Source organism: Caballeronia glebae, from assembly GCF_001545035.1.
Lineage (GTDB): Bacteria > Pseudomonadota > Gammaproteobacteria > Burkholderiales > Burkholderiaceae > Caballeronia > Caballeronia glebae.
The window spans coordinates 88,381-114,816 of sequence record NZ_FCOJ02000018.1; the positions used below are offsets into that span (position 1 = coordinate 88,381).

The window sequence follows — 26,436 nt, forward strand, 5'->3', positions numbered from 1 at the left end:
GGCATTGCTTGAACGAGACGCCGCCCGCACATTCGGGCGGCGTACCGTCACGATTCAAGTTCACCCACGACCATCTCGTCGCGATAGCACCAGATCCAAGTCTCGCCAGGTTCGATTGAGCGCACCAGCGGATGGCCGGTCGCATGAAAATGCTTGCTTGCATGCCGGTTGGGCGACGAATCGCAACAGCCGACGTGTCCGCACGAAAGACACAGCCGCAAATGTACCCACGGCTGGCGAAGCTTGATGCAGTCTTCGCAATAGTCGATGGGCGTGTGGAGGATGCGGGCCTCGTCTAGATGCGTGCAACCAGGGGTCATGATCGTACTCCTCGGACAGGCGCGCGCAGGCATGCGAAGCAACGTTGCGCTTACGCTCACGCGCTATTTAAATAGCGATGCACCAGCGCGACAGCCATCGCCCCTTCGCCGACTGCCGACGCGACACGCTTGATCGACCCGTGACGCACGTCGCCCGCTGCGAATACGCCAGGAATACAGGTCTCCAAATGTAGCGGCGCGCGCTCGAGCGGCCATTTCATATTCGACCGATATTCCTGCAAGTCGGGACCGGTCATCAGATAACCGGCTTCATCTCGGACAATGCCAACCTCCTGCGCCCATTCAGTCTGGGGCACGCCGCCAATGCAGACGAACAGCCAATTTGTCTTTACCGAGATTTGCCGTCCCGTGCGCACATCGGTCAACGTAATTTCTTGCAAGGTGTCACTGCCTGCGAGCGCGGTAACTTCCGTGCTGGTCCGAACTTCAATGTTCGGCGCCGCCGTGATGCGATCCACCAAGTATTGGGACAACGTGTTCTTGAGCGAAGTGTCACGGACGAGCATATAGACGCGATTGGCGGACTGCGAAAAGTGCATAGCGGCCTGTCCCGCCGAATTGCCGCCGCCCACCACATAGACGTCTTCGCCATGAATCAGCGCTGCTTCGCTCGCGCCGGCGCCGTAGTAAAGGCCTGCGCCGAGAAAGCGCCCTTCACCTTCCAGGCCGAGCGTGCGATAGGCCACGCCGGTCGCGCAGATCGACGTGCGCGCCGTAATACGTGTGCCGTCCTCCAGATACACGATGCCCTGGCCGGGCGCAAACTCCGCGCGCACGCCGGCGCGCGCTATCAGGATGTCGGCGCCGAACTTGATGGCCTGGACCCGCGCCCGTTCTGCCAGGTCCGCGCCGCACACGCCGTGCGGGAAGCCCAGATAGTTCTCGATTTTTGAACTACTGCCTGCCTGACCGCCCAGTGCCCAACGCTCCACCAGTACGGTATGCAGCCCTTCCGATGCTCCGTATACGGCCGCGCTCAATCCCGCCGGTCCCGCGCCGTAAATCGCCAGATCGTAGGCCTCCCTGGATGGACTCGCAAACCAGCCGAGCTTCTCGGTGATTTGCCGGACGGTGGGACATTCGAGCCGGGTGCCGTCGTGGAAAACGCAGACCGGCAAGCGGGAGTCGGAAAGATGCTGCACATGCGCGAGTTTCTCAGCTTCTTTATCGCTGCCAAGTTCGATCCATTCGAACGGTATATCGCAACGATGGAGGAAGTCGCGTATCGCGTAGCCGTTCGCGCTGCGCATGCGTCCATAGATCCTGACCATGAACTTGTCCGCCTTTCACGACATAGAGGAATTTCGTTGGTTTCATGCCCTTCACTAGCTAGCAGCACGCGCTCGATAACAGCGATAGGCCATATTCCCGAGACGTTAGACGCATCGTAGGGATGTGTCTTTCGCGATTCTGCCGAATTTTGTTGGCTTTCTGCCGACGCTTCCATAACATCGGTCGTGCGACGCTTCCTTGCGGCCAACAAAAACGCATGCCCCATTCGATGCCCTTGCGCACGTCATTCCGGCTGAGCCGTTTCCGGACGATATTCCGCCACGGGCTATCGGCATGACGCACAGTCACTGTGTGCCTGCAACGCACCGTGTCCGTTCTGCTCCGGCCTTTGCCGCAGCACAATTTCCTAACATCGATGCTCAGACACGTTTTTCGTATCACGGCGTCAATCTGGAAGCACGAACTCGGTGCGCATGTCTTCGATCACCTTCTTGACGTGATGTATGTAATCCGCACCGCGGTCATTGAGCGGCACGATGTTCCAGTTGCGGCCGGATGCGTCGGGCGGGTGCCGCTCTGGTAGCGGTATGCGCAAGCGCAAAGCTCCCGGCGCGTCAGGGCCGATTTTCGCCACGCGGTTTTGCAGTTCGTCGCGAATCTCCTCAGGGGTTCGAATGGTTTTCGGCATCGGTCTGCCTCCTTCGGTTGCACGTCTGGATCGTGACGGAATGGGCGCAGACGTTCCTCTTGTGGACGCATGCGCCGACGACCTCTTAAAGTCTAGTCGCTAATTCGGATAGGCACCGACCAATGCAATGATCGTCCCGCCCGCTGATGAGAGACGCAAAAAAAAGGCGACCGTCGCGGGCCGACCGCATCAACTGCGCAGAGAGACGTCCATGTCAAAAAAGCATTTTCATGTGCTGCGCGACATAAGCCGTTGCTGACCATCTTTGGGTCCGGTTAAACCTGCAGCCGATCCGCTCGATCGTTGCGCTTTGTCGTCTTGGACAAGTGCTCCCGAAAAGGCTTCGCGATGCAGGCTTCGCCCGCGCGCCGGCTGGCTGATCCGCAGCATCTCCGGTTCCCGAAAACTTGAGCCTCTCTTGCAAAATGTGCAGCCTGATGCAAGTTGTCCGCGACTACACGATAGCCGTTGGCCATCACGCACCGATGAGGCGACCAATCGAATCGCACCAAATCCGGGAGTGAACGACGCTCATCCGTGACTGCCTCTCTCGACATCAATCGGGCACGCGGATAGCTGCCGATCTGGTTGCACGCCGTCGCAAATAATCCGGTGCGCCTGGCACCTTCTATTTAGTATAGCTATAGACTTTACAGCTTCAACTAGCAATAGGAGAAGCTGTCTGAAAGGTGTCGGTCTGGATGAGAGAGGGACTTCCCGCAGGTGAGCCTGCGGGTTTGTCGACGCCGACAGCCGCCGAAGGTTTGACGCGGCTCAGGCTTTTTGCAGTTGACTCTCGGGAGAACAATATGAAAGCCGTTGTGTATCGCGGTCCTCGCCAGGTCACGATTGAGAATGTTCCGGATCCTAAGATCGAGCGTCCGACCGACGCCATCGTCAGAATCACCAGTACCAACATCTGCGGTTCCGACCTCCACATGTACGAGGGTCGAACGGACTTCGAGCAAGGTCGCATCTTCGGTCACGAGAATCTAGGCGTGGTTCAAGAGGTGGGACCGGCAGTGGAGCGGATCAAGCCCGGGGACTGGGTGTGCCTGCCATTCAATATAAGCTGTGGCCACTGTAAAAACTGCGAGCGCGGCCTGACCGCGTTTTGCTTAAGCGCCAACCAGCCGGGCATTGCCGGCGGCGCATTCGGCTTTGCGGACATGGGTCCGTGGCCGGGCGGACAGGCCGAATATCTTCGGGTACCTTGGGCGGACTTCATGTCCTTGAAGCTGCCGCCGGACGCAGAACAGAAGCAGACCGACTACGTGATGTGCGCCGACATCTTCCCGACCGGCTGGCACGCGACCGAGCTCGCCGGCATGAGGCCCGGCGACGCTGTGGTGATCTATGGCTCCGGACCGGTCGGTCTGATGGCCGCACACTCGGCCATGATCAAGGGCGCCCGCAGCGTCATGGTGGTCGATTGCCATCCCGACCGGCTCAAACTCGCAGAGTCGATCGGCGCAATTGCGATCGATTATTCGAAGGAAGATCCGGTGCAGCGGGTCATGGACCTGACGCACGGCATGGGCGCGGACGTGGGATGCGAATGCGTCGGCTACCAGTGCCACGATCCGGCTCCGCAACGCCACGAGAACCCCAATCTGACGATGAACAATCTGGTTTCGTCGGTGAAGTTCACCGGCGGGATCGGAGTGGTCGGCGTGTTCGTTCCGGAGGACCCGGGCGCGCAGGACGAACTGGCAAAGAAAGGAAAGATTGCATTCGATTGGGGCAAGTGCTGGTTCAAAGGCCAGCACATCGCCACTGGCCAGTGCAACGTCAAGGCATACAACCGGCAGTTGCGCGACCTGATTCACGCCGGCCGCGCGAAGCCTTCGTTCATCGTGTCGCATGAGTTGAAACTCGACGAAGCGCCTGACGCCTACCAGCACTTCGACGTGCGCGAGCACGGCTGGACCAAGGTGGTATTGCACCCCGGAGGCTAGCGAAGCGACGCGGCGATCCTGGTCGCATGAGCGCTCGAGCTCATCGCTCATCGAGACCCGTGGGAACGCGAACCGACCAACCGGAGCTGGGCGGTCCAGTTCCGCAACTCGTGGCCACGCGCGCGATGAGCTCGAGTGTCGCGAGCATATCTCGGCGATCCCGCTGCACGGAACTGCCGGCGTGGCGGGCAACGCCGCAGCCGCACCGCATCTCGCGGGCGACAGCCGGCGCCGACTATTCGCGCTTGTCAATAGTCGTGGTCGTCACGAAACTGCGCACGCGCTACGATCACGCGCTCGGTCTGGAGTCGTCAGCGCTCCAATGACTGATCGCCGGAGCGAAGCGGCCGTCTCACCGTCTGACATGGATCCAGACGAACGTCCTTTCATGGCCCAGATCGTGTCAAAACGCACAGCCTCTCGAATTGACGAAGCGCTGTATTGGCGCGTGTCGCAATGGTTCGTTGCGCCTGTCGAATGCTAAGTGGCAGATGAACTTATTGCCGGGGATTAACAACTCCTGCGGGTATCACGCCCGTATTGCCTTCATAACAACTTCTGAACCAGGTATTTTGGGTCGCGCGCGATCACCGCTATACCGATCATCACTTCCGAAAACACGGTGGCAAATGTGTCGCTCTTTCGGGGGCGGGTCGTGATGGTGGCACCGCGCTCGCGAGCGGCTCGCCTAAACCGAATTGCTCCTCCACCGAACCGTTGCAGTCAAAGCCTAAGTCATGCTCAAAAATAAATCGGCCACGACCGAGCGCAGCCAGCGATTACCCGCCTCGTGATGGTACTTCACGTGCCAGTGCTGGCGCACTGCGAATTTATCAACCGGAAACGGACAAGTATGAGCGGTTAAGTCGTTTACCCGCGCCAGCGTTTCACCGATGTTGCGCGGCAAAGTGGCAATGAGGTCGGTGGACTTGACTATCGATCCAAGCCCGAGCATCCCGGGAAGCTCAAGCACAACATCACGCTCAATGTCCTCGCGCAAAAGGGCCTGCTCTAGCAGTTGCGTGCCTGTTCCTGCGGCGATGATGACGTGCCCCTCGCTGCGATACTGTTTGAGAGTCAATCTTGCACGTACACGTGGGTGGCGCGGATTGACCAGGCAGACCCAGTCCTGCATGTAGAGCTGTTGTTGATACATACCGCTTCCGAGCCACGGGACATATCCGATTGCCAGATCGGCTTCGCCAGATTCGAGCGCGCGCTCCGTGTTGCCGTCAATTCGCGCGGCCTCCAACCGGACGCCCGGGGCTTGCGCACGTACGTGTGCAAGCATTCGCGGTAGCAGCGTGATGTGACTCGCATCGGTCATGCAAATGCGGAACCGCCGCTTCGCTGTCATCGGATCGAACGAAATCTCCCATGCGGAAAACCGACGTAACGACTCCAAGATTTCCCTACACGGCCCGATCAGCGCATCCGCCTGCGGCGTAGGCGTCATGCCGCCAGGCGTGCGGACGAACAGTGGATCCTGCAGATGATCGCGCAGACGCGCAAGCCATATGCTGACTGTTGGCTGAGCCTGTCCAAGTTGCTCCGCTGCGCGCGTGACGCTGCGCAAGTCGTACAGCAGATCGAAAAGTTGAAGCAGCTTAAGATCTGGCAACTCAGCGGTAGTCATGATGGTCGGGTCATTGTTTAGCGCAATGTCCCTATTGTAATCATTGCATTGCAAGGGCGAAAACGTCAGGAGACGTTCATGGAACAAGGACTGCCGCGTCGAGGCCGGCTGAACGACGGCCTCATAGACGAGAGAGCCCGAAAGAAGGCAAGCAAGGCGAGAGCCAGCGGATGGCGCGTCCCCACAACTCCGGCGGCACCAATCGAGCGGCCGTTTTCCGTTCGCGGCGAATTCATGCGCGCGAAGGGGCCCATCAGATTGGCCGTGGTTGCGGTCTGACCGTTTTCGCCGTGTTGAGCAGGCAGATCAGTGACGACAGCCCGAGCGTTCCCGCCGTGAGCACCACTTCGTTATGCGATGCCGTGCTCAGTTGCCCGAGCTTCGCCACGATGGCGCAGGCCTGATGAAACTCCGCTTCAGTCAGCCGCACTTCGCGCGCCAGATCGTGCAAATGACGGACCACGGCCGACGTGATTTCCCGAACCGCGCATCCGGCGCATGCGCCAGTTCGTCGAGTACAGCACGCGTGACTTCCTGTTCGTTGCCGATGATCATCGCCGTCTCCGCATGAATCCGGCCCTGCCCCGACTATCGGGCGGCAGCGGACACCGCCGCCCGCAGTCCGAGCGAATAGCTTTCGATACCGAAGCCGCAAATCTGCCCCTTCACGATTTCCGCGAACACCGAGTGATGCCGGAACGCTTCACGCGCGTGGATGTTCGACATATGAATCTCCACGACGGGCACGATCAGAATGGCGAGCGCATCGCGGATGCCATAGCTGTAGTGCGTCCAGGCGCCCGCATTGATGAGCACGCCATCGACCTTGTCGCTGAACGCCTGATGAATGCGATCGCACATGTCGCCCTCGCTGTTGGTCTGGTAGCTTTCGACCGTCACCCCGAGTTCCTTCCCGAGCGCCTGCAATTGCGCATCAATATCGGCGAGCGTGGCCGTGCCGTACTGAACCGGGTCGCGCTTGCCGAACATGTTGTGATTGACGCCGTGCAGCATGAGAAACGTTTTCATCATTCCATCCAGTGTAGTGACCGGTTGATCGTCAATGTAAGAAGCGGCCCGTCGACTTCGTACCTGCAAAAACGATACGGCTCGGCTTGCATGCGAAATATCTCCTCCTGTCAATCGAGCGGAACAGTAAGGCGCTCGATGAGCGCGCGCGTCTGCGGACGAACGCCCCGCCACCAGGCGAACGCTTCGGCCGCCTGCTCGACCAGCATGCCGACGCCGTCCGCGATACCTTGCACGCCTGCATTGCGCGCCAGCCGCAGGAAAGGCGTGAGTCCCTTGCCGTAAGCGAGTTCATAGGCGATTGCGCTGGCGCTGAAGACACCAGGCGGCACCGGCGGCAGTTGCCCGGTCAGGCTCGCGGACGTCGCGTTGATGACGAGGTCGAAGCGCCCCATTGCCTCTAAGTCCGCATAACCGCAGGCGGTGAGCGATCCACCCGCAGTCAGCGATCCGGCGACTTGTTCGACAAGCGCACGCGCCTTGTCCACATGCCGGTTTGTGATGACGAGTTTGGCGGGCCGTGCCGCGATAAACGGCAGCAACGCCCCACGCGCAGCGCCACCCGCGCCGAGAATCAGCACGCGCTTGCCGGCCATCGGCTGATGCAGGTTGACTTCGATGTCGCGCACGAGGCCTACGCCATCGAAGTTCTCGGCGATGATTCGGCCGTCCTCGAACTTCATTGCGTTGACGGCACCCGAGAGCTCCGCTCTTTCGCTGCGCTCATCGGAAATTTCGAATGCCTGAAGCTTGAAGGGTGCGGTCACGTTCATGCCGCGGCCGCCCGCTGCAATGAAGCTTTTCACGCTGTCAGAGAAGCCGCTGGCAGATCCCACAGGCCCTTCGATGGCCTCATAGCTCATGTCCTGACCGGTCTCTTGCGCGAAGAGGCTGTGGATCAAGGGAGACTTCGTGTGCCCGATCGGATTGCCGATAACCGCGTAACGATCGCTCATCACGCGCTCCGCTTCGAGAACAGCACGCCGTCGGTTTGCATCGAATCGATCTCGGCAGGGCTGAAGCCCAACGATCGGGCGACTTCCTCGTTGTGCTGCCCGAGATCGGGGCCGACTTCGCGAATCGACGTATCGCAGTCCGAGAAGCGAAATGGCAGGTTCGGCAGACGCAGCGTGCCCAAGCGCGGATGCTCCTGTTCGATCACCATGCCGCGCGCCACGATCTGCGGATCGGCCACGACCTCGTCGATGCGTTGGACTTTGGCGCAGGGCACATCAACGCTGTCGAGCAGCGCGAGGACATCAGCGACGTTGCGTGCAGCGACCCACGGCTTCACGACCGCGAGAACGGCCTCGCGGTTCGCATTGCGCCCGTTCAGGCTGTGAAAACGCGCATCGGTCCCGAAGCCCACGGGGCCGCCGTTCTGCTCGACGGCCGTCGCGAATCGCTTCCACGAATCGTCGACCTGCGCGGCGATGACCAAGTCACCATCGCTTGCCCGGAAGACGCCGTATAAAGTTGATGTCGGCATGTCATGGCCGGTCTGCTCGGGCACCACTCCCTGCATCGTGTAGCACTGGACGGCGTATTCGTGCATCGAGAACAGCGTGTCGTACAGCGCCATGTCAATATGCTGGCCGCGTCCACTTTTCACGCGGCCGAGCAAGGCGGCGTTGATCGCGGCGACTGCGTGGATGCCGGTGTACATATCGCCGAGCGAAATCCGCATGAGCGGTGGCGGTTCGCCGGGATTGCCGATCATCTGCATGATGCCGCTCTTTGCTTCCGCGATCAGCCCGAAGCCTGCGCGATGCGCGTCCGGACCTGTATGCCCATAGGCTGAGATCGAGCAGTAGACGAGACCGGGATTGCGTTCGGACAACGCGGCGTAGCCGAGGCCAAGCTTGTCCAGCGCTCCGGGGCGATAGTTCTCGATGAACACATCCGCCGAATCGCAAAGGCGCTGCATGAACGCCTTACCCCGCGGATCTTTCATGTTGACGCTCACGCCGCGCTTGCCCATGTTCAGCTGGAGGAAGTAGGCGCTTTGCTGGTCGTCGAGGATCGTCGCGTGCTGGCGGCCTGCATCACCGCTGCCGGGACGCTCGACTTTGATGACTTCGGCGCCGAGCGCAGCGAGGCAGCGTCCGACGTAGGGACCGGCAAGGAAGTGGCTGTAGTCGACTACGCGAATACCTTCGAGGGGACGGGCCTGCATCAGTTCGCTCCCGGACGGCGCGGGATCATCAGCCGATGCTCGCCGCGTTGAACGACTTCGCCGTTCTGATTAATCAACTCGGAAGGAAGGATGACAATGCCCCAACCCGGACGGCTTTTGCTTGCGCGCATCGAAGCAACGCGAAACTTGACGTGCAGCACGTCATTGACCTTGATCGGAAGCACGAAGTCCCACGTCCAGCCTAGTGACATGCCCGGCAGGAAGCGATACGCGCTTTGCGTTTTCAGGCCATCGGCAATAGACAGGCCGAACAAGCCGTGTGCGACGATCGATCCGAAGTGGCTCGCGTTGGCGTATTCCTCGTCCACGTGCACGGGCGTGTGATCACCCGTGAGATCGGCGTAAGCCAAGATGCGCTCTTTCGTGACGGCGTAGGCCGGGCTAACGCACTCGTCTCCTTCCTGCGCATCGTCCCAGTATTTTTCGGTGATGGTGCTCATGCTCACGCCTCCGCGCGTGGATTGATTGCCAGCGCCTCGGCGACGCACGTGGCGGGTTTGGCCTGAATGAGTTCGACGGCGAGTCCGTCGGGCAGACGCAGCCAGTTACGGCCCTGCGTCATCTCGGTGACGCCAAACGGCTGCGCGGCGGCGAGCGCGGCTTCGAGGTCCTCGCACATCACGCCTAGATGCGCGAGCCGGCCTTCGGAGCCCTCGTGAAGCGGATCGCTGATGAACTGGAGCCCGCCGAGTGTCCAGTACTGACGCGGCGCTTCACGCGAACCGTCCACTTCGCGCATGGTCATGCCCAGCACTTCTTCGAAGAAGCGGATATGCCAGTGGATATCCTTCACCCAGATCGCGACGTGTTCGAGATAGGCTTTGGGTGCGCTCATGCTGCGCCCCCCTTTTCCTGGCGGTCAGTCATCGCACGCTCAATGCCTTTTACGCACGCCACGAGCGTCGAGTTCACCGGCGTTGGCACACCAAGCCGCTCGCCCCAGCGCACGACCGCACCGTTGATGAAGTCAATTTCAGTGACGGAAGACTTTTCCAGGCTTTGCAGCATAGAAGTCTTGAACGCGGCCGGCAGGCCTTCGGCGGCCATATTCCAGGCGTCTTGCGCACTTGTAATGGAGAGTCTGACGCCGGCCGCCTTCGCTGCGGCCATTGCTTCCTCGATCGCCGCAAGCGAGGTCGCCTTCAGCACCGGTTCGCTGTAAAGCTGCCCGTAAGTGAGACCGGTTATGCCTGTGATCGCACCGGTGGCAACGTTGATCAGGAGCTTGTCCCACATCGTGCCGAGAATGTTGTCACTGACCATTGTCGTAAGACCGGCGTCATTGAAAGCCTTCGCGACATCTTGCGCGCGGGAGGTCCTGCGCCCATCGAGTTCGCCGATGATCGTGATCTTTCCGGTAACGCCGGACTGGATATGTCCGGGCGCGCGCAACACGCCACCGACGTAGGTTTTGCCCGCAAGCACGCGCTCACGTCCAACGATATCGCTCAGCACATCTTCGTGACCGAGGCCGTTCTGCAGCGACAGGACCAGCGTTTCGGGCCCGACGAGATCGAGCGCGCCGCGCATTGCTGAATCGGTGTGAAATGATTTGACCAGTACGATCACAACGTCGACAGGGCCGACGTCGGCAGGGTTCATCGTGGCGCGGACTTTGACGCGGCGCGTGCCGCGCTCGTCGTCGACCTGCAGGCCATCGCGCGACATGGCCTCGACGTGTGCCGCAAACCTGTCGACGAGCCACGTCTCGTGGCCCCCTTCGGTCAGCGCAGCGCCGATGGCGCAGCCCAGCGCGCCTGCGCCCAGAAATGCGATCTTCATGAATGTCTCCTTGAATGGACACGAAGATACGATCTCGCGCACATACTGGCAATGCAATGAACGCAATATCGACATTGCAAAACGCAATTGTCGTGGGACGCGGAATTATCGATTAGGGAAAGTAGTACGGGTCTTGATGCTTTGTGCAGCGTCACACGTCAGTGCGTATCGGATCGATCCTCAAAACGGCGCATTGACCCATGTGTCGCGTTCGGCGGGTGGTCGCGGTGCGAGCTGGATCGAGATCGTCGCGGCGCTGCGGGGAGCGTGCGACGTACCCCTCCCCGGCGGCCAGATCGCGACGATGCTCGCGGTCATGCTGCTCCCGTCGAAGGGCGCGGCGGGCGTCGCGGTGCTGGTGGGCATCGATCGCTTCATGTCCGAGTCGCGCGCCCTGACGAGCGTGATCAGCAACGCATGCGCGGTGATCTTCGTATCGATGTGGGAACGCGCGTGCGACCGAGCGCGCCTGCAAGACGCACTGAGCCTGGCGCACGAGCCTGAAGAAGACGTCGATCAGCCCGCTGACCTGCCGGGCTGATTCGTTGGGCTCGTCTCAATGCGCGGCGACGGAATCGAGTCCGGTCGATACCACCTCCGGCTGCACCGCGGGCGACGCGAGATAGTCGAGCAGCGCCTTAGCTTCCTTCGGATGCTGCGCGCCAACGGGAATGCCGGCCGCAAAGCGCGTGACTGACTGCATCGACTCCGGAATCTTGCCGACGTACGCGGCGCCCTTGACCGGCAGTAACTCGCTGACCTGCTGAAAGCCGACTTCGTAATCGCCGGTCGCGACCACGGACGCCACCGGGATCTTCGGGATCATCTTCGCCTTGGCCTTCACCTGCTCTTCGATGCCGAGGCGCTTGAACAACTCGCGCTCAATATAGACGCCGCTCGCGCTGTCCGAATACGCGATCGACCGGGCACGCAGCAAGGTCTCCTTGAGGGCCGCCTCGGACCCGATGTCGGGCTTGGGGGCACCATCGCGCACGACCATGCCGATGCGCGAGTCCGCGAGTTCGACGCGTGAATCGGGAATCACTTTGCCCTGCTTGATCAGGTCGTCGAGCGCGTATCCGACCATGATCACCACGTCGGCAGGCTCGCCGCGCTGAAGGCGGTTCGGAATGGCTTCCGGCGACTTGCCCATCGACGGGCCGAGCGCGGTGTCGAGGGTATTACCCGTCGATGCCGAGAACTTCGGTCCAAGCAGCTTGTACGCCGCGGTGAAGCCACCCGAGCTCATCACATGCAGATCGGCGGCCTGTACGTTCGCCACGGCGACGGCGTTGCCGAGCAGCGCGGCAGTGCAGAGTTTGAGAAGGATGGATTTCATGTTTAAAGAGATGCGGTGATTCAGGACGCCGCATGGAGCGGAAGGGAACGGCGACGATACAGTGCGAGTGTCGCTCCGAGTCCGCACACCGCGGCGAAGCTCATCCAGTAGCCGGGCGCGGCCTTGTCGCCTGTCAGGTGAATGAGCGCGGTCGAGATGACTGGCGTGAAACCGCCGAAAACCGCCGTCGCGAGGCTGTAGGCAAGCGAGAACCCGGCGACACGCACTTCGACCGGCATTACCTCGGTGAGCGCGACAACCATCGCGCCGTTGTACATGCCGTACATGAACGAAAGCCACAAAAGCACGAGCAGCATGTTGACGAAGCTCGGCGCGTGAGCAAGCAGCGAAAGCGCCGGGTAGGCCGTCGCGATTGCGAGGATCGTCATTCCAAGAAGAAGCGGGCGGCGTCCGATGCGGTCTGACAGTGCTCCGCCAATCGGAAGCCAGATGAAGTTGGAGATGCCCACGCACAGCGTGACGAGCAGACTGTCGGCGGTGCTCAGATGCAGAACCGTCTTGCCGAAGGTCGGCGCATAGACGGTGATCAGGTAGAAGCTCGTGGTGGTCATTGAGACCAGCAGCACGCCGGCGATCACGACGGTCCAGTTCTGCACGAGCGTGGCAAAAACTTCTTTCATGCTCGGACGATGCTGGCGCTGCTTGAATTCCCGCGTTTCCTCTAGATTGCGCCGAAGAATGAAAATGAACGGCACGATCATGCAGCCGACGAAGAACGGCACGCGCCATCCCCACGCGGCGATCGTCGCCGTGTCGAGCCATTGATTAAGCGCGAAGCCGAGCGCTGCTGCCACCACGATCGCAACTTGCTGACTGGCGGACTGCCAACTCGTGAAGAAGCCCTTGCGTCCCGGCGTCGCCATCTCGGCGAGATAGACCGAAACCCCGCCCAGTTCCGCACCCGCCGAGAAGCCCTGCAGCAGACGGCCGATCAGAACCAGCGCCGGCGCGAATAGTCCAATCGTCGCGTAGCCTGGCACGAACGCGATCAGGATGGTGCCGCTCGCCATGATCGACAGCGTGACGATCAGGCCCTTGCGCCGGCCGACATCGTCGATATACGCGCCGAGAATGACCGCGCCCAGCGGACGCATCAGGAAACCAGCGCCGAACACCGCGAAAGTCATCATCAACGAAGCGAACTCGCTTCCCGCGGGGAAAAAGACGGCAGCGATCTGCGTGGCGTAGAAGCCGAACAGGAAGAAATCGAACTGCTCCAGGAAGTTGCCGGCCGTCACGCGTAGTACGGCGGATGTCTTCGATTGCGCGGGGGCAGAGGTGCTTGAAGAGGGATGCATCGAGGTGTCTCCAGAAATTTCGGCTTGGTGTCCGGGCGATTTCTTGTTTGTCGAATACTCGCCCGAACGGCGCAAAACATTAAGTGCTATTTTCGGAACGATTGATGCGTGCTGTTTATCAGCGCGCGCATCGCTGCCGGTTTTCCGATCAGGCGACGAAGCGGCACTGGGAGGCGGGCGTGCGCGTGTCCATGTTGCGTCCGCGGTTCAAGTGATCGTCGATTTCTGCCGCGCAGCCGAGCATCCGGGGATAGAGGAAGATCGTGAACGCGGCAGTCTCCAGATCGGACTCCGCCAGATCGCCGCGTCGCAGCGGTTGCCACAGCATCTTGAGCAAGAGCGCCGCGATCACCGCATCGACATTCACGCAATACACGTTGCGCGATACACCGGCATCGAACAGAGCCTGCACGAGCTCGCGATAGAACGCATGGAACGCGTTGTATTCGCCGCGTTGCTCGCACAAATTTGCGATGAACACTTCGCGCGGGTCATGGTTCACGGGCCTGTCCTTGAACACCGGATGATTGACCCCTGGCAGCTTCGCTATGTCCAGGCTGCCCGCGTTCTTCTTGCGCGCCTTGTACTGCGCGTAACGCTCCACCGCGTGCGCGGCCAGCTTGCGCAGATCCACGCCGTGGTTAGCATCCGACGGATCGCCGAGCGACGTGTCGCGGAACGCTTCGATCAGGAACGCGATTCCCTCGTACCCGTTGCCGCCATGCGTGTAGCCGGTATGCGAGAGGAAGCCGACGAGCGCCTTATTGAGCTGCACGCGCTCGGGGCTCTCAGGACCGTCGGCGGATACGGCGCCTTTCGCCCCTTGTGCCGAAATGGCTCCCGGACCGTTGGTGAGCAGCAGCCCCGCGAGCGTCTTGAATGCGAAAAGGTCGTCGGGGCCGGGTTCGAGATCGAGCAATGCGGCGAAGCAAATCTCCGTGAGGCTGCGTTCGTTCAAAAGCGATTCGTTGGTAAAGCCGCAGAAGCCTTCCGGGGCGTGACGCGACGCATCCGCCGAAGCGCCGATCAAACGTCCGAACAGCATGGTCCACCAAGGCAAACTCTCGGCGGTCACGCGCGACACACGCTTGCGCATGAGCGGGCCCCACGCCAAAGTGGTTGTGATCGCGGCGAGCACGGCGTCAGCCGTCGGGTGCGCCGGCTGCGACGCGAGCCAGCGGATGAATACAGACTTGGCGCCGCGCTTCGCAAGTCCCGCAAGCATCGCCTCGGCGCGCGGATCGCGGGCATCGGCGAAGAGCGGCTCGCTGCCGGTGGTGTCGATCTGGCCGATATCGTAGCTTTCGTCGAGCGCATTCGTGAGGCCCGCAGCCGCGAAGCGATCGATCAGCCATTTCGCCGCATCGCGCGCCGCGCGCTGGCGATTCGGCCCGACGATCGATGCCGCAGCCGCCAGAATCGCGTTGGGGGCGTTGCCCGCCTCGCGCGCCGCCTGGGCCGCGACGAGTTCCGGCGTTCCATGCAGATTGACCGATGCCGCGATCGCTACGTTGATCAGCCTCTCGTCGTTCTCGCCGCCGGGTTCGTGCAGCAGGGCAAGGTTCACGTTCGCTTCGAGCGAGCGCGTCGCGGCGTCGAGCATCGAGGTTCCGTGAAGACTGCTGACTTGCGTTTTCGCGTCCATTTGCGACGCGCCCGATGCGTCCTTGAGCGTCTGACGCGGCGCAATCGCCCCGATCTGGCTGTTGACTTGCAAGACCTGCTCGTCATACGGAGCGACCGCGCCGACCACGGGAATCGCAAGATCAGACGGCAACTCGATTCCCTGATCGGAGCCGAACCACGGCTTGAGCGCGAGGCTGCCTTCGGGCTCGAAGTCGGGCATCGTCGCGTTGGCGCGCATGACGGCGGTCAGCGCCGCCGGGATATGCGCGATGTTCGTGACGACCGCGCCCTTGGCCGAGCAGCATGGATCGTCGGGGCTGAAGAGCCGGTCGACGCCGAACTTCTCCATGAACCAGCGTTCCTTCGCTTGCGCGTCGTCGGAACCGCCGGCCATCGCGCCTGCATGACCGACCGCACGCGTCAGGCTGCTCTTCCATCGGCCCACCACGCAGGCGACAACCGGCTTCGTGAATGTCGCGTCCGCTTCATAATAGCCACCCGGTTCGCAATAAAGCACGGCGGCCTTGCTGCGCGCGTCGTTGGCGAGTGCAAACGCAAATTCCGGCGCGGCGTAGTGGATGTAGACGTCTTTTCCACTCGAAACGACGGTCGATGTGCCCCAGCCGCTCATGCGCAAATATTGTGCGATCGTGGTGCTGAAGCCGCCGGAGTTGGAGAAGATCGCGATCGATCCTTTGCGCAGCGAATCGTCCGGATTGTCACCGCCGAGCGCTCCGCCGATCCTCACGCGATTCCAGGAGTCCGCGACGCCCAGCCCGTTCGCCCCGAAGATATCGATGCCTGCTTGCTGACCCATCGCTCGAATTTCGCGGGCGTCATGCACGGCGATCTTCTCGGTGATGATGAAAATCTTCTTGAGGTCTGGATTGACGCGAATCAGTTCGGCGACGCCGTCACGGGCAGCCGATGGCGGCAGATACACGACGCCGCAATTGAAGCGGTGCCCTGCTTCGAGCCCTTCACGGACGTTGTTGTACACCGGGATGTCGCCGGCCGATGTGGAGAGCGTTTGCCCGCCCTTTCCCGGTGCCGTACCGAAGACGATATTGCCGCCGGAGTAGGCATGACTAACGGGCGTCACATCGGACGACTCGCCGCCCAGGATGTTGAGTACGCACACGCGATGGTCGCGTGTAGCGATCTGCGCAAGCGAGTTGACGCCGACGAAATACTTGAACGGTTTGCTGTGTTGTTTATGCATGTCGTACTCCTCAAGCTTGAGCCGTTTCGGCTTTCTTGGCCGTCACGCCGATCCGTGCTGCGATCTCGGCCCGGCCACCCTCTCGCATCCACGCATCCGCCTTTCTTGCGTACTGGATGACCTCACTGATGTCGGAGTCAAATCCGAAAAGTCTGTAAGGCAGACCGAGCGAGTCGCAGGTGTCTCTCAACGCCGCCATGCCACGCACAAGGTTCGGCCCGCCACGGCCGAGCACAACGTAGAGCGGCGTCGGTCCATGCTCGCTGAAGTGTTCGCGAAGGGCATCGGCCATCGCGCGCAGCGTCTCGAAGATGTCAGTGTTGTTCGACTTGCCGCCGATGATAAAAAGCACGTTCGACTGCTTGAGCCAGTGCTTGAAGCAGATACGGGCCACTTCCTTCATCTTCGCGTAGGGCGGATTGCCCCCGAAATCCGACGAAATGATCGCGGCGTCGCCCAGCATTTCGGTGACGAGCGAGTTGGCGCCGCCGCCGAACGTCGGCGCGAGGATCGTTCCCTTGTCGTTGATCACGTACACATCGCTTTGGCCCTGATGCGTGCGCAACTGATTGATCTCCTGCTCGAAGTCGGAGTAGTCGGCGGCGAATAGGTGTTGCGGCAGTCCAAGACGCGTCCAGCGCGGATCGTCGCGATCGAAGCCGCACTTGAAATCGCAGGCGACCGGTGTCAGCCGTCCGTTCTTGTCCTCGCGCATCCGGATTGGATTGAGCTCCAGCGTCGTCATGCCGAAGTCGTGAAAGAGCTCCCAGAGTTTTGGCAACTGCTGCACGAGCGGCGAGATGATCTCCTTCGGTGCGCCGATCTCGCTCAGCGCGTTCGCCACGACGAACGCCTTGAGACCGGTCAATGCGTCGAAAGGCACCATCGCCACATGCTTCGGATCAACCTCTTCGATATCCATGCCGCCCTTGTGCGAGAGCGTCATAGTCGGTGCACGAAAGCGGGTGGAATCGGTGATCGAGAAATAAACTTCATGCTCGGCCGGCACGCCGGCTTCGAACGTCACGCCATTCGCCTTCGCTCTCAGGTGGCCAACGGTGTGTTCAGCGAAGTACAACCGTTCTTTTTCGCTCAACGCTGTCTTGAGATCGGTGGCGCGGCCGAGCAAGCCCGCTTTGCCCTTTTTTCCAACTCCGCCCTTGAAAACGGGCTTGATGAAGATCTGCCGATGACGGTCGATCAAGGTCTTGATCTCCTCCTCGCTGGCGCTCGGGCCGAGGATTTCACTCGCCGGGAATCCGACGAATTGCAGCAGGCGCGCGCCGTGCAACATACCAGTGATTTGCATGAAGTCTGTCTCCTGAAGGGCATTGCGTAGAAAGAAACGGGAGCTCGAACCAGCGCCGCACGAGACAAGGCGGCCGCCGCGCCAGTGACGCTCGGATTCGGATGTCTGGTATGCATTGACGGTAAGCGGCGAGACCGGGCGGCCTCAAGCGGCAATCGTCAGCCGCGTTGAATGGATCTTGCGAAGTGCATGGCGTGTCTCCGATGCGTTTTACTTACGTTCCAATTTTTGCTGGAATCTTGAGACAGATACTGACGCAAACGGACTGAAACGAAAAATGCAATTTTTTCAATGATTGATGTGCGGCCGCTATCAATGCGGGTACCGAATCAGAGCGACCGCCGCCGTCGGACGGCTCGTGCGTCAGCCCGATTCCGCGCGGGCGATGGCGTTCATCCTTACAGGCGTGGCATGCGCGACCGTTATCGGCGCGCCGCTCGGCACTTTCATTGCGGGGACTCGCGTCGTGGCGCGTCGCTTTCGCCGCGACGGGCGCGCTGGTGGCGCTCGCGTTGCTGGCCGGAGCATGGCTCGTTCCGTCGCTGCCGTCCGAGAAGGCATTGCGCATCGACGATCCGCTGTCGCTGTTGCGTCGGCCCCATGCGCGTCGATGTCTGTTGATGATCGCCCTGATGTGCGGCGCGCACTTTTGCTCGTACACGTACATCGCGCCGTTCCTGCTGCGCGACGGGCATTTCGCGCTGTCCGACATTACCTTGCTGCTGCTCGCATTCGGCGCCATCGGCTTTGTTTCGAATCTGGCGATATCGCCGGCGGTGAAGCATCGCCTGAAGCAGACGACAGCGGCGGTCGTCGCATTGCTGATGATGAGCCTGGTGCTGTTACCGACCCCGAGCCATTCCTATGCGCACGTGCCTCGTGCCGGTCTGCACGGGGGATCGCATTTGGCGCGCTCCCGCTGTGCGCCAGCATTTGGAGTCAGCATGCGGCGCCGGACCTGCCCGAAGCGGGCTCGGCATTGCTCGTGAGCACGTCGCAGGTGGCGATCGCGGTGAGTTCGTCGGCGGGAGGTGTCGTGGTCGACCACATTCGCGTTGCTGGCGCTCGTTGCACTGCCGCGTCTGGGGCAGCGCGGCGTGAATCAACAAGCCGCGACCACGGCAAGCGCAGCGGCAAGACAGGCGGGCAAGACACGTGGCTATGCCTCGCCGCCATCCGCTCCATATTTGAGATAGCTCGCCCGCGCGGCGAGGATATGCGCCTGCATCACGCTGCGCGCCCATTCGCCATCGCCGGCCTTGAAGCTGTCGATGATCTCGCGATGATGTCCGAGGCTGCGCGCGAGCTGCTTGTCATCGTAACGATGAAACGTGCGCAGCACCACGGGCAGCTCGATGATCCCCGTCACCACATTGGCGAGCCGCTTGGTGCCGGCCGCCTCCAGAATGCGCTTGTGAAACTCGCTGTTCAGCGACGAGATGCGCTCGATGAAGCCCTCCTTCCGCTCGCGCGCCTCGAACTCCATACGATCGGCGAGTCCTTCGAGCAGCGCCACCTCCTGATCGGAAATGCGCGTCGCCGCGATTGAGCAGATCATGCCCTCGAGGGTCGCGCGCAGCTGGAAGATCTCGACGGCGTCGTCGATATCGAACGACGCCACCGACGCACGCTGGCTCGACGTGAACTGCACGAGCCCGTCGTTGGAGAGCCGCCGCAGCGCCTCGCGCACGGGCGTGCGCGAGACGCCGAGCTGCGCCGCGAGATCGGTCTCGGTCAGTTGCGCGCCGATATGCAGTTCGCGCGAAAGAATGGCTTCACGAATCGCTTCGTATGCCTTGTCGACGGCCCTTTTCATGGTGCTGAATGATGATGGTTGCCTTTACGGAGCACTATTCTAGTCCGGGCTAGTCGTTCGATGCCGCACCGATCGCCTTCAGCGCCGCACGCCCGCATTCCATATCCTGCGAATAATGCCCGCCGCTCAGGCCGATCGATCCGACGACCGCGCCATCCTCGACGATCGGAAAGCCGCCGCCGAACACGACGAGCCGCGGCGTATGCACGATGCCATGCAGGAGCGGCGCATCGTCCTTGATGAAGTCGTGCCAGCGATGCGTCGGCAGTCCGGTCGCCGCGGAGGTATACGCCTTGTCCTGCGCGATGCCCAGCGAGATCTGCGAGGCGCCGTCCATGCGCATGAACGCCTTCAGCAAGCCGGCGTTGTCGCATACGGCAATCGACATCTGCAGGCCGTTGGCGCGCGCGTGTTCGGCGGCGGCGGCGATGGCGGCCTGCGCGGTGGCGGCGTCGATGCTGAGGGTGGAAATCGAGGTCATGCGCGGTTCTCCTTGTTATCGATGATCGGTCAGACTGCGTTGCCGGCTTCGTGGCCGTCCGCGGTGGCGGCGAGAATGCCGCGCCCTGTACGGCAATCGCCGACGAGCCGGGTGGGAATGTCATGCTGCCGCAGCGCGCCGAGCAGCGAGATATCGGGCACGCGCGGCGTCGCATAGGCGAGGAACGCGACGTCGTCGATGAAACCGGCGTCGCCGTTGTAGACATTGCGATATTCGAGCCGCGCTTCTTCCTCGAACGACTGGCCGATGACCGGCTCGCAGAGCGTCAGCACCTGCACGCGCGCGAGCGCAAGCCGCCGCAGGAAGCCCTGACGCGTGACGAGCGCCACTTCCTGCGCGATCGATTCGCGCGGCGTGATGATCGCGACGCGCTCGAAGATCGTCGCGAGCATTTCGGCGGCGGCGTAAGTGCCTTCGCCCTGATCCATGTCGAAGATCACCGCGCTTCCCGGCTGGCGCGACGGATGACGCAGCAGCTCGGCCATCGCCGTGTTGATGTCGGGAATCAGGCCGCTCTGCGCGTATTCCGCGGGCACCCATGACGGCACGCTGTGCGCGGCGCCCGTCGCGAGAATGACTTCATCGGGCTTGAATTCCAGAATCTCGTCGATGCCCGCCTTGCGGCCGAGTTCGAAGCGCGCGCCCGCGCGCTGCGCCGCCACGACCTGATAGTCGTACACGCTCGTGATGGTCTCCCCGCCCGGCAGGCGCGAGCGCACATGCGCCTTGCCGCCCGGCTCGCGACTCGCGCCGAACACGATCACGTCGTGTCCGCGCGCCGCCGCGACCCACGCCGCTTCGAGTCCTGCCACACCCGCGCCGACCACCGCGATGCGCTTTTTCTCGGCCGCGCGCGGCGGCATGAAGTCGACTTCGTCGGGCTCGGCCACACGCGGATTGTTGATGCACGCAATCGGCCGGTTGTAGGTGATGATCGTGTCCCAGCAGGTGTTGCACGAGACGCAGTAGCGGATGTCGTGCGCGCGGCCGGCCAGAGCTTTGTCGAGCCACGCGGGATCGGCGATCAGCGTGCGCCCGAGGCCGATCAGTTCGGCGTCGCCGTTCGCGAGGATCGCTTCGGCTTCGGCGGGATCGGTGATGCGTCCGAGCGCCATCACCGGCACGCCGTTGGCCGACTCGCGCAGGCGCCGGATCAGCCCGGTGTACGGCACACGCTCGCCGAAGCGGTCGGGCACGTGCATCTCCAGCGAGCGCGCGTGCGAGCCTTGCGCGAAGCACACGTAATCAACATCGCCGGAGCGCGTCAGCATCGACGTGACGAGCGCGGCTTGCTCCGGGCCGATGCCGCCGGGCACGCCATCGTCGCCGGGTAGCTTCAGGCCGATGGCGAAGTGGCGTGGACAGCGCGCGCGAATCGCCTCGGTCAGCTCGCGCAGGAAACGCGTGCGGCCGTCCCAGTCGCCGCCGTATTCGTCGGTCCGCACGTTCGATTGCGGCGACAGGAATTGATGAAACAGATGCCCGTGGCCGGCCGAAAATTCGACGCCCGCGAAGCCGCAGCGATGCAGCCGCGCCGACGAATCCGCGAAATCGTCGATCAGCTCGCGGATCTCGCCCGCCGAGAGTTCGCGCGGCATCGACCAGCTCAGATCGTCGGCGAGCCGCGACGGTCCGATCGCATTGAAGCTGCGCCCCGATTCGTGACGCGCGCGCCCCGGGTCCTGAATCTGGCCGAAGAGCCGCGAATCGTAGCGTTCGACAGCTTCGGCCCAGCGCTTGAGGCCGTCGAGATTGTCGTCGTTCCAGACACGCACGCGGTCCCATACGCGCTGATGCCGCGCCATCGAAAGCGGCTCGGTCACGACCGCGCCTGCGCCGCCTTGCGCGCGATTCGCGAAATAGCGGATCAGGCGATCGGTGACGTTCGAGTCGTCGGACATGAACGTGCTCATCGACGCATGCACGACGCGGTTGCGCAGCCGCGTGCCGCCCGGCAACACGAACGGCTCGGCCAGCGGTGAGGAAATGGCTGGATTCGTCATGAGGATTCAGGAAGAGAGAGCGTTGATCGGAGCGCTATGCGCACGGCGCTTCGTGCGCTGATTCGCGAGCCACGCCGCGACGCGCCCCTGATGGCGGCGGCCGAGCAGCGCCTCGACGGTATCGAGCACATCCAGCAGCCGGTCAAGGTCGATGCCGGTCGCAAAACCCGCCTGCGCGAACAGGAACGCGAGGTCTTCCGTCGCAACATTGCCCGATGCGCCCGGCGCGAACGGGCAGCCGCCGAGCCCGCCGATCGACGCATCGAACTGACGCACGCCCGAGAGCGCCGCCTGCCACGCGAGCGCGCTGCCGAGCCCGCGCGTGTCGTGGAAATGCGCTGCGATGCGCGCGTCGCCATGCGCGCGCACAAGCGGTTCGAACAGCGCGGGCACGTCTTTGGGGTGCCCTGCGCCGATGGTGTCCGCCACCGCGATGGCGTCCGCGCCCGCATCGACCATGCGCGCAGCGAGCGCCTGCGCGCGCTCGGGCGGGCTCGGACCGTCGAACGGACAGCCCATCGCCGCGGCGAGATAGACGCGCACGCGCACGCCGTCATCGGCCGCACGCCGCGTGACGCTCTCGCAGATGCCCGTCGCCTGCTCCAGCGTCATGTTGATGTTTTTGACATTGAGCGTCTCCGACACGGCAAGCACGAGCGCCACCGACTTCACGCCGGCCGCATGCGCGAGCTCGTAGCCCTTCATGTTCGGCACGAGCGCCATGCAGTCGTCGAGCCGCGACGCGAGACCGCGCTGCGTCGCCGCTGCGACGAACTGCGCGGCATCGGCGAGTTGCGGCACGGCGTCGGGGCGCACGAAGCTCGTCAGCTCGACATGCCGCACGCCCGCTTCGATGAGCGCTTCGAGCAGCGCGAGCTTGTCCTCGACCGGAACGGCGACAGGCTGATTCTGCAAGCCGTCGCGCAGGCCGACTTCGGTGATGCGGATCGTTTCCGTCATACGCGCCTCACTGAATGACGCCTTCGCGGGCAAGCGCGGCGAGATCGGCCTCGCTCAGCTTGAGGAATTGCGACAGCACGTCGGCGGTGTGCTCGCCGAGCGTCGGCGGCGGCGTGTACGTGTCTTCGTGCGTCTCCGACAGCTTCACCGGATTGCCGGGCATTTCCACCATGCGGCCATCGGGCGCGCGCACCGGTACGAACATGTTTCGGCTGCGGACCTGCTCGTCGCTCAGCACGTGCTCGAAGTCGTTCACCGGCGCGCACGGAATGCGCCGCGCGGAGAGCTGCTCAAGCCAGTATTCGCACGTGTTCGTCTCGAACTTCTGCTGCACCAGCGCGTTGATGCGTTCGCGCGCCGCATAGCGGCCCGGCTGGCTCTTGTACGCCGGATCGTGCAGTTCCTCGATGTCGAGCAGATCGATCAGCGATTCCCAGAACTTGTCCGTCAACACCGCGACGATCACATGGCGCGTCGAGGTGCGAAACGCGTCGTAGGGCACGTGCACGAAATGGCGGTTGCCGAGCGGCTCGGGGTTCTTGCCGGACATCGCGTACATGGTCGCCATGTAATTGAGCATCGACACCTGGCAGTCGAGCATCGAAACGTCGACGTGCTGGCCGCGGCCGGTCTGGTGACGCGCCATCAGCGCCGCGAGCACGCCGATCGCGCCGAACAGGCCGCCGCCGAGATCGCCGATCGGAATGCCCGCGCGGATCGGCCGTCCGCCTTCCTCGCCGGTGATCGACATGCCGCCGCCCATGCCCTGCGCGACCAGATCGAACGCCGGACGATGCTGCGCCGGACCGCTCTCGCCGAAGCCCGTCACCGAGCACGTCACGATCCGCGGATTGATCTTCGCGAGCGCTTCGTGGCCGAGACCGAGCCGCGTCATCACGCCGCTGCTGAAGTTGTCGAAAACGACATCGACCTGGCGCACGAGTTCGAGCAGGAGCGCGCGGCCGCGGTCGGTCTTGAGGTCGATGCACACGCTGCGCTTGTTACGGTTGAGCGTGAGGAAGTACGCGCCCATGCCGTCGATGGAATGATCCGGGTCGTTCGCGAGCAGCCGCCGCGTGCCCTCGCCCGCGCCCGGCGGCTCGATCTTGATGGTCTGCGCGCCCAGATCGGCGAGCAGCATGGTTCCGTACGGACCCGACAACATGTGCGTGAAGTCGAGCATGACGATATCCGAGAGGGCTTTCATCCGTCGTCCTGTTTCCGATGATTGTCTTTAGAGCCGCGACATGAGCGCCGACCAGCCCTGCCGCTTGTCGTCGATGCCGTTGTGACGCAGCGCATGCCAGTAGTTCGCGATGTTCACCGCGATCACCGGCTTGCCGAGCCAGCGCTCGGCTTCGTCGGCGAGCGAGGCCATCGGCAGATTCGCGCCGAACTGGACGATGGCTTCGGCGTCCGGTGTGTCGGTGTCGCGCAGCGCATCGATCAGGTATCGCGCGCTCACTTTCGTGTAGCCGGTGAACTGCTTGCCCTGCAGGTGGTTGAACTTCACGACCTCGAAACCGGCCTCGCCGAAGAAGGCTTGCAGATGCTTCTGGATCACCGGGTAATACGGCTCGACGATCGCGATGCGCCGCTTCACGCCATGCGCCGCGAGCGCTTCGAGCACGCCGTCCGACGCGAGCGTCACGCCGACGTCCTTGTTCGCGCGTGCCGCGATGCGCGCCTTAAGCGCGTCCGAGCTGGCCCGGCTGCCGCCCCAGATCGACAGCGCCGAGATACCGAGAATCAGATGATCGGGACCGCAGGTCATCACCTGATCGACGGCGTTATCGAGCGCGCCGAACAGCGCCTCGATGCCGCGCTCGAAGTCTTCGTCCGAGCGCACCGCCAGATCGGGCACGTGCATCCGCGCGATGTGATTCGTTACACCTCGCGGGCGCATGTCGTCGCATTCGGGCTGCACGCACGTATTGACCGAGGGCGTCGGAATGCCGAACATGCAGCGCGAGCCGAGAAAATCTCTCATCGCGTCTTGCCCTCCGCGTTGAGCGCCATCTCGGGGGCGTAGGCGGCTCCGTCGGCGGCTTCGGGCGTGAGGGCTTCGAGCGGCTTGCGCTTGGTCTCGATGCCGGCCACGAGGAAGATCAGCGCCTGCACGACCAGCACGCCCGCCAGCGAGGTAATCACGGCGGTCACGCCACCCCACGTGAACAGCGACACCACGATGAACTGCACGAACGCGGTGACGAGCCGGCCCATGGTCTGACAGAAGCCCGTGCCGCGCAGCCGATATTCGGTCGCGAAGAGCTCGGTCTGGAGCGTGTAGCCGATCGTGAGCCAGACGAAGATCGACGTCACCAGCAGGAGGCCGACGAGCAGCAACAGCGGCGTCTGATGGATCGTGAGCGGATAGATGAACGCGCACAGCGCCGTGAATGCCGATGCGCCGACCATCAGAGGCCGCCGTCCGACGCGGTCCGACAGCATGAAGCCGATCAGCGCGCCGAGCGGACCGCCGAGACTCATCACCGTCGTATAACCGAGCGATGACGCCACGCTCACGCCTTCCTTCACGAAGAAGCTCGGCAGCCAGCCAACCAGTCCGTACACGGACAGGCCCTGCACCACGCTGAAGGTCGCGCCGAGAAACGTGCGGCGAATCACGGCCGGGGTGAACAGCACGAATATCGACTGACGCTTCTGTGCCGGCGCGGCGGTCGCGACCGGCGCGAGCGGCGGCAGGGTCTTGCCCGTCGTGCGCGCGGCTTCCCGCTCGATGCTTTGCAGCACGGCTTCGGCCTCCGCGAACCGGCCCTGGTCCTCAAGCCAGCGCGGCGACTCCGGCATCTTCTTGCGCAGTATCCAGATGATCGCCGCGCCCACGCCGACGATCAGGAACATCGGGCGCCAGCCGAAGCTCGGAATGATGATGCACGCGAGCAGCGACGATGCGAACAGCGACGCATTGGCGATCAGCGCCAGCAGTGCGATCCAGCGGCCGCGCTTGGCCGCCGGCACGAATTCGCTGAGCGTCGCGAAGCCGATCGCCAGTTCCGCGCCGAGCCCGACCCCCATGATCATCCGGAAGAAGATGAGCCATTCCATCGAAGGCGCGAACGCGCCCGCGATCGACGCCACACCGAAGATGGCGAGATTGACCTGATACGAGAAGCGCCGGCCGTAGCGGTCGCCGAGCACGCCCGACAGGAACGCGCCGACGACCATGCCGGCGAACGTCGCCGTGACGAAGAACGCGTTCATCGCCAGCGTCGACCAGCCACTCTTGATCAGCGAGCCGAGAACGCCGCCAGCCAGATAGACATCGAATCCATCGAGAAACAGACCGCCACCCACGAGCCATAACATCCGGGTGTGAAAGCCGCATAGCGGCATCCGGTCGAGTCTCGGTCCCGCCATGACACTTTGCGTTGTCATTTCGCTGTCTCCGCCATGTGTTTTTGTGCTGCCCGGGTCGCGCTCGATGCCAGTTCGCGATCTGCGGTCATCGAGCC

The 26,436-nt window shown here is 62.7% G+C and carries 26 protein-coding genes and 1 pseudogene; 3 read left to right on the forward strand and 24 right to left on the reverse strand.

Annotated elements, in window-relative coordinates; translation table 11 throughout:
- Window positions 1-47: 47 nt before the first annotated feature.
- From AWB82_RS14775 to AWB82_RS14785, 3 genes are all read right to left on the reverse strand, one after another.
- Window positions 48-320, reverse strand: coding sequence for a UBP-type zinc finger domain-containing protein (locus AWB82_RS14775; protein WP_086968283.1), 273 nt, complete (start codon window positions 318-320; stop codon window positions 48-50).
- Window positions 321-376: 56 nt separating this feature from the next.
- Entirely contained in the window at window positions 377-1,612 is a 1,236-nt protein-coding gene (locus tag AWB82_RS14780) for an NAD(P)/FAD-dependent oxidoreductase (RefSeq protein ID WP_086968285.1), read from the reverse strand.
- A gap of 407 nt (window positions 1,613-2,019) precedes the next feature.
- On the reverse strand, window positions 2,020-2,262 hold the full coding sequence (locus tag AWB82_RS14785) for a hypothetical protein (RefSeq protein ID WP_086968287.1): 243 nt from the start codon (window positions 2,260-2,262) through the stop codon (window positions 2,020-2,022).
- Between the two features lie 809 nt (window positions 2,263-3,071).
- On the opposite strand from AWB82_RS14785, the gene AWB82_RS14790 reads away from it, so the two are divergent.
- A complete protein-coding gene (locus tag AWB82_RS14790) occupies window positions 3,072-4,220 on the forward strand; it encodes a glutathione-independent formaldehyde dehydrogenase (RefSeq protein WP_086968289.1) in 1,149 nt (382 codons plus the stop codon).
- 730 nt (window positions 4,221-4,950) lie between these two features.
- On the opposite strand, the gene AWB82_RS14800 is transcribed toward AWB82_RS14790, so the two are convergent.
- The 9 genes from AWB82_RS14800 to AWB82_RS14835 form a co-directional block, all read right to left on the reverse strand.
- The gene (locus AWB82_RS14800) at window positions 4,951-5,856 is read right to left on the reverse strand and encodes a LysR family transcriptional regulator (RefSeq protein WP_086968364.1); all 906 of its coding nucleotides are present in this window, start codon (window positions 5,854-5,856) and stop codon (window positions 4,951-4,953) included.
- A gap of 253 nt (window positions 5,857-6,109) precedes the next feature.
- Window positions 6,110-6,286 carry a dioxygenase gene (locus AWB82_RS38310; protein ID WP_235023294.1) on the reverse strand — a complete coding sequence of 59 codons (177 nt, stop codon included), beginning with the start codon at window positions 6,284-6,286 and terminating at the stop codon, window positions 6,110-6,112.
- Window positions 6,277-6,411: a hypothetical protein gene (locus AWB82_RS38830; protein WP_268811026.1), complete on the reverse strand. Its 135-nt coding sequence runs from the start codon at window positions 6,409-6,411 to the stop codon at window positions 6,277-6,279. The genes AWB82_RS38310 and AWB82_RS38830 overlap by 10 nt, the downstream gene beginning before the upstream one ends.
- A gap of 33 nt (window positions 6,412-6,444) precedes the next feature.
- On the reverse strand, window positions 6,445-6,885 hold the full coding sequence (aroQ, locus tag AWB82_RS14810; RefSeq protein ID WP_086968366.1) for a type II 3-dehydroquinate dehydratase: 441 nt from the start codon (window positions 6,883-6,885) through the stop codon (window positions 6,445-6,447).
- Between the two features lie 110 nt (window positions 6,886-6,995).
- Window positions 6,996-7,841, reverse strand: coding sequence for a shikimate dehydrogenase (gene aroE / locus AWB82_RS14815; protein WP_086968293.1), 846 nt, complete (start codon window positions 7,839-7,841; stop codon window positions 6,996-6,998).
- Window positions 7,841-9,061 (reverse strand): CaiB/BaiF CoA transferase family protein, encoded by a 1,221-nt coding sequence (locus AWB82_RS14820; protein ID WP_086968294.1) that lies wholly within the window; start codon window positions 9,059-9,061, stop codon window positions 7,841-7,843. Before AWB82_RS14820 ends, aroE begins: the two co-directional genes overlap by 1 nt.
- Complete coding sequence (locus tag AWB82_RS14825) at window positions 9,061-9,522, reverse strand: MaoC family dehydratase (protein ID WP_086968296.1); 462 nt, start codon at window positions 9,520-9,522, stop codon at window positions 9,061-9,063. Before AWB82_RS14825 ends, AWB82_RS14820 begins: the two co-directional genes overlap by 1 nt.
- Before the next feature lie 2 nt (window positions 9,523-9,524).
- Window positions 9,525-9,917 carry a VOC family protein gene (locus tag AWB82_RS14830; protein ID WP_086968298.1) on the reverse strand — a complete coding sequence of 131 codons (393 nt, stop codon included), beginning with the start codon at window positions 9,915-9,917 and terminating at the stop codon, window positions 9,525-9,527.
- Complete coding sequence (locus tag AWB82_RS14835) at window positions 9,914-10,864, reverse strand: ketopantoate reductase family protein (RefSeq protein WP_086968300.1); 951 nt, start codon at window positions 10,862-10,864, stop codon at window positions 9,914-9,916. Before AWB82_RS14835 ends, AWB82_RS14830 begins: the two co-directional genes overlap by 4 nt.
- A 265-nt stretch (window positions 10,865-11,129) precedes the next feature.
- Here AWB82_RS14835 and AWB82_RS14840 point away from each other — a divergent pair.
- A pseudogene (locus AWB82_RS14840) lies at window positions 11,130-11,405 on the forward strand (dicarboxylate/amino acid:cation symporter); the annotation flags it as partial.
- Between the two features lie 15 nt (window positions 11,406-11,420).
- On the opposite strand, the gene AWB82_RS14845 reads toward AWB82_RS14840, so the two are convergent.
- The 5 genes from AWB82_RS14845 to AWB82_RS38985 all read right to left on the reverse strand — a co-directional run bounded on the left by AWB82_RS14845 (window position 11,421) and on the right by AWB82_RS38985 (window position 18,247).
- Window positions 11,421-12,203 (reverse strand): substrate-binding domain-containing protein, encoded by a 783-nt coding sequence (locus AWB82_RS14845; protein WP_086968302.1) that lies wholly within the window; start codon window positions 12,201-12,203, stop codon window positions 11,421-11,423.
- Between the two features lie 20 nt (window positions 12,204-12,223).
- On the reverse strand, window positions 12,224-13,522 hold the full coding sequence (gene tcuC, locus AWB82_RS14850; protein WP_086968304.1) for an MFS transporter: 1,299 nt from the start codon (window positions 13,520-13,522) through the stop codon (window positions 12,224-12,226).
- A gap of 148 nt (window positions 13,523-13,670) precedes the next feature.
- The gene (locus AWB82_RS14855; protein WP_086968306.1) at window positions 13,671-16,370 is read right to left on the reverse strand and encodes a CoA-binding protein; all 2,700 of its coding nucleotides are present in this window, start codon (window positions 16,368-16,370) and stop codon (window positions 13,671-13,673) included.
- Between the two features lie 10 nt (window positions 16,371-16,380).
- Window positions 16,381-17,679: an ATP-grasp domain-containing protein gene (locus AWB82_RS14860; RefSeq protein ID WP_086968308.1), complete on the reverse strand. Its 1,299-nt coding sequence runs from the start codon at window positions 17,677-17,679 to the stop codon at window positions 16,381-16,383.
- Window positions 17,680-17,893: 214 nt separating this feature from the next.
- Window positions 17,894-18,247: a hypothetical protein gene (locus AWB82_RS38985; RefSeq protein WP_143756728.1), complete on the reverse strand. Its 354-nt coding sequence runs from the start codon at window positions 18,245-18,247 to the stop codon at window positions 17,894-17,896.
- Here AWB82_RS38985 and AWB82_RS38315 point away from each other — a divergent pair.
- On the forward strand, window positions 18,180-18,668 hold the full coding sequence (locus AWB82_RS38315; protein ID WP_327344813.1) for an MFS transporter: 489 nt from the start codon (window positions 18,180-18,182) through the stop codon (window positions 18,666-18,668). The genes AWB82_RS38985 and AWB82_RS38315 overlap by 68 nt on opposite strands.
- 170 nt (window positions 18,669-18,838) lie before the next feature.
- On the opposite strand, the gene AWB82_RS14870 is transcribed toward AWB82_RS38315, so the two are convergent.
- From AWB82_RS14870 to AWB82_RS14900, 7 genes are read right to left on the reverse strand one after another with little or no spacing between them, the layout of a single operon-like run.
- The gene (locus AWB82_RS14870) at window positions 18,839-19,495 is read right to left on the reverse strand and encodes a GntR family transcriptional regulator (protein ID WP_086968312.1); all 657 of its coding nucleotides are present in this window, start codon (window positions 19,493-19,495) and stop codon (window positions 18,839-18,841) included.
- A gap of 49 nt (window positions 19,496-19,544) precedes the next feature.
- Window positions 19,545-19,976 (reverse strand): GlcG/HbpS family heme-binding protein, encoded by a 432-nt coding sequence (locus AWB82_RS14875; protein WP_086968314.1) that lies wholly within the window; start codon window positions 19,974-19,976, stop codon window positions 19,545-19,547.
- Window positions 19,977-20,005: 29 nt separating this feature from the next.
- A complete protein-coding gene (locus AWB82_RS14880) occupies window positions 20,006-22,000 on the reverse strand; it encodes an oxidoreductase (protein ID WP_086968316.1) in 1,995 nt (664 codons plus the stop codon).
- Window positions 22,001-22,006: 6 nt separating this feature from the next.
- Complete coding sequence (locus AWB82_RS14885; RefSeq protein WP_086968318.1) at window positions 22,007-22,960, reverse strand: hydroxymethylglutaryl-CoA lyase; 954 nt, start codon at window positions 22,958-22,960, stop codon at window positions 22,007-22,009.
- A 7-nt stretch (window positions 22,961-22,967) separates the two neighbouring features.
- Window positions 22,968-24,167, reverse strand: coding sequence for a CaiB/BaiF CoA transferase family protein (locus tag AWB82_RS14890; RefSeq protein WP_086968320.1), 1,200 nt, complete (start codon window positions 24,165-24,167; stop codon window positions 22,968-22,970).
- A gap of 27 nt (window positions 24,168-24,194) precedes the next feature.
- Window positions 24,195-24,950: a maleate cis-trans isomerase family protein gene (locus tag AWB82_RS14895; RefSeq protein WP_086968322.1), complete on the reverse strand. Its 756-nt coding sequence runs from the start codon at window positions 24,948-24,950 to the stop codon at window positions 24,195-24,197.
- Window positions 24,947-26,359: an MFS transporter gene (locus AWB82_RS14900; RefSeq protein ID WP_086968324.1), complete on the reverse strand. Its 1,413-nt coding sequence runs from the start codon at window positions 26,357-26,359 to the stop codon at window positions 24,947-24,949. Before AWB82_RS14900 ends, AWB82_RS14895 begins: the two co-directional genes overlap by 4 nt.
- Between the last annotated feature and the right edge of the window lie 77 nt (window positions 26,360-26,436).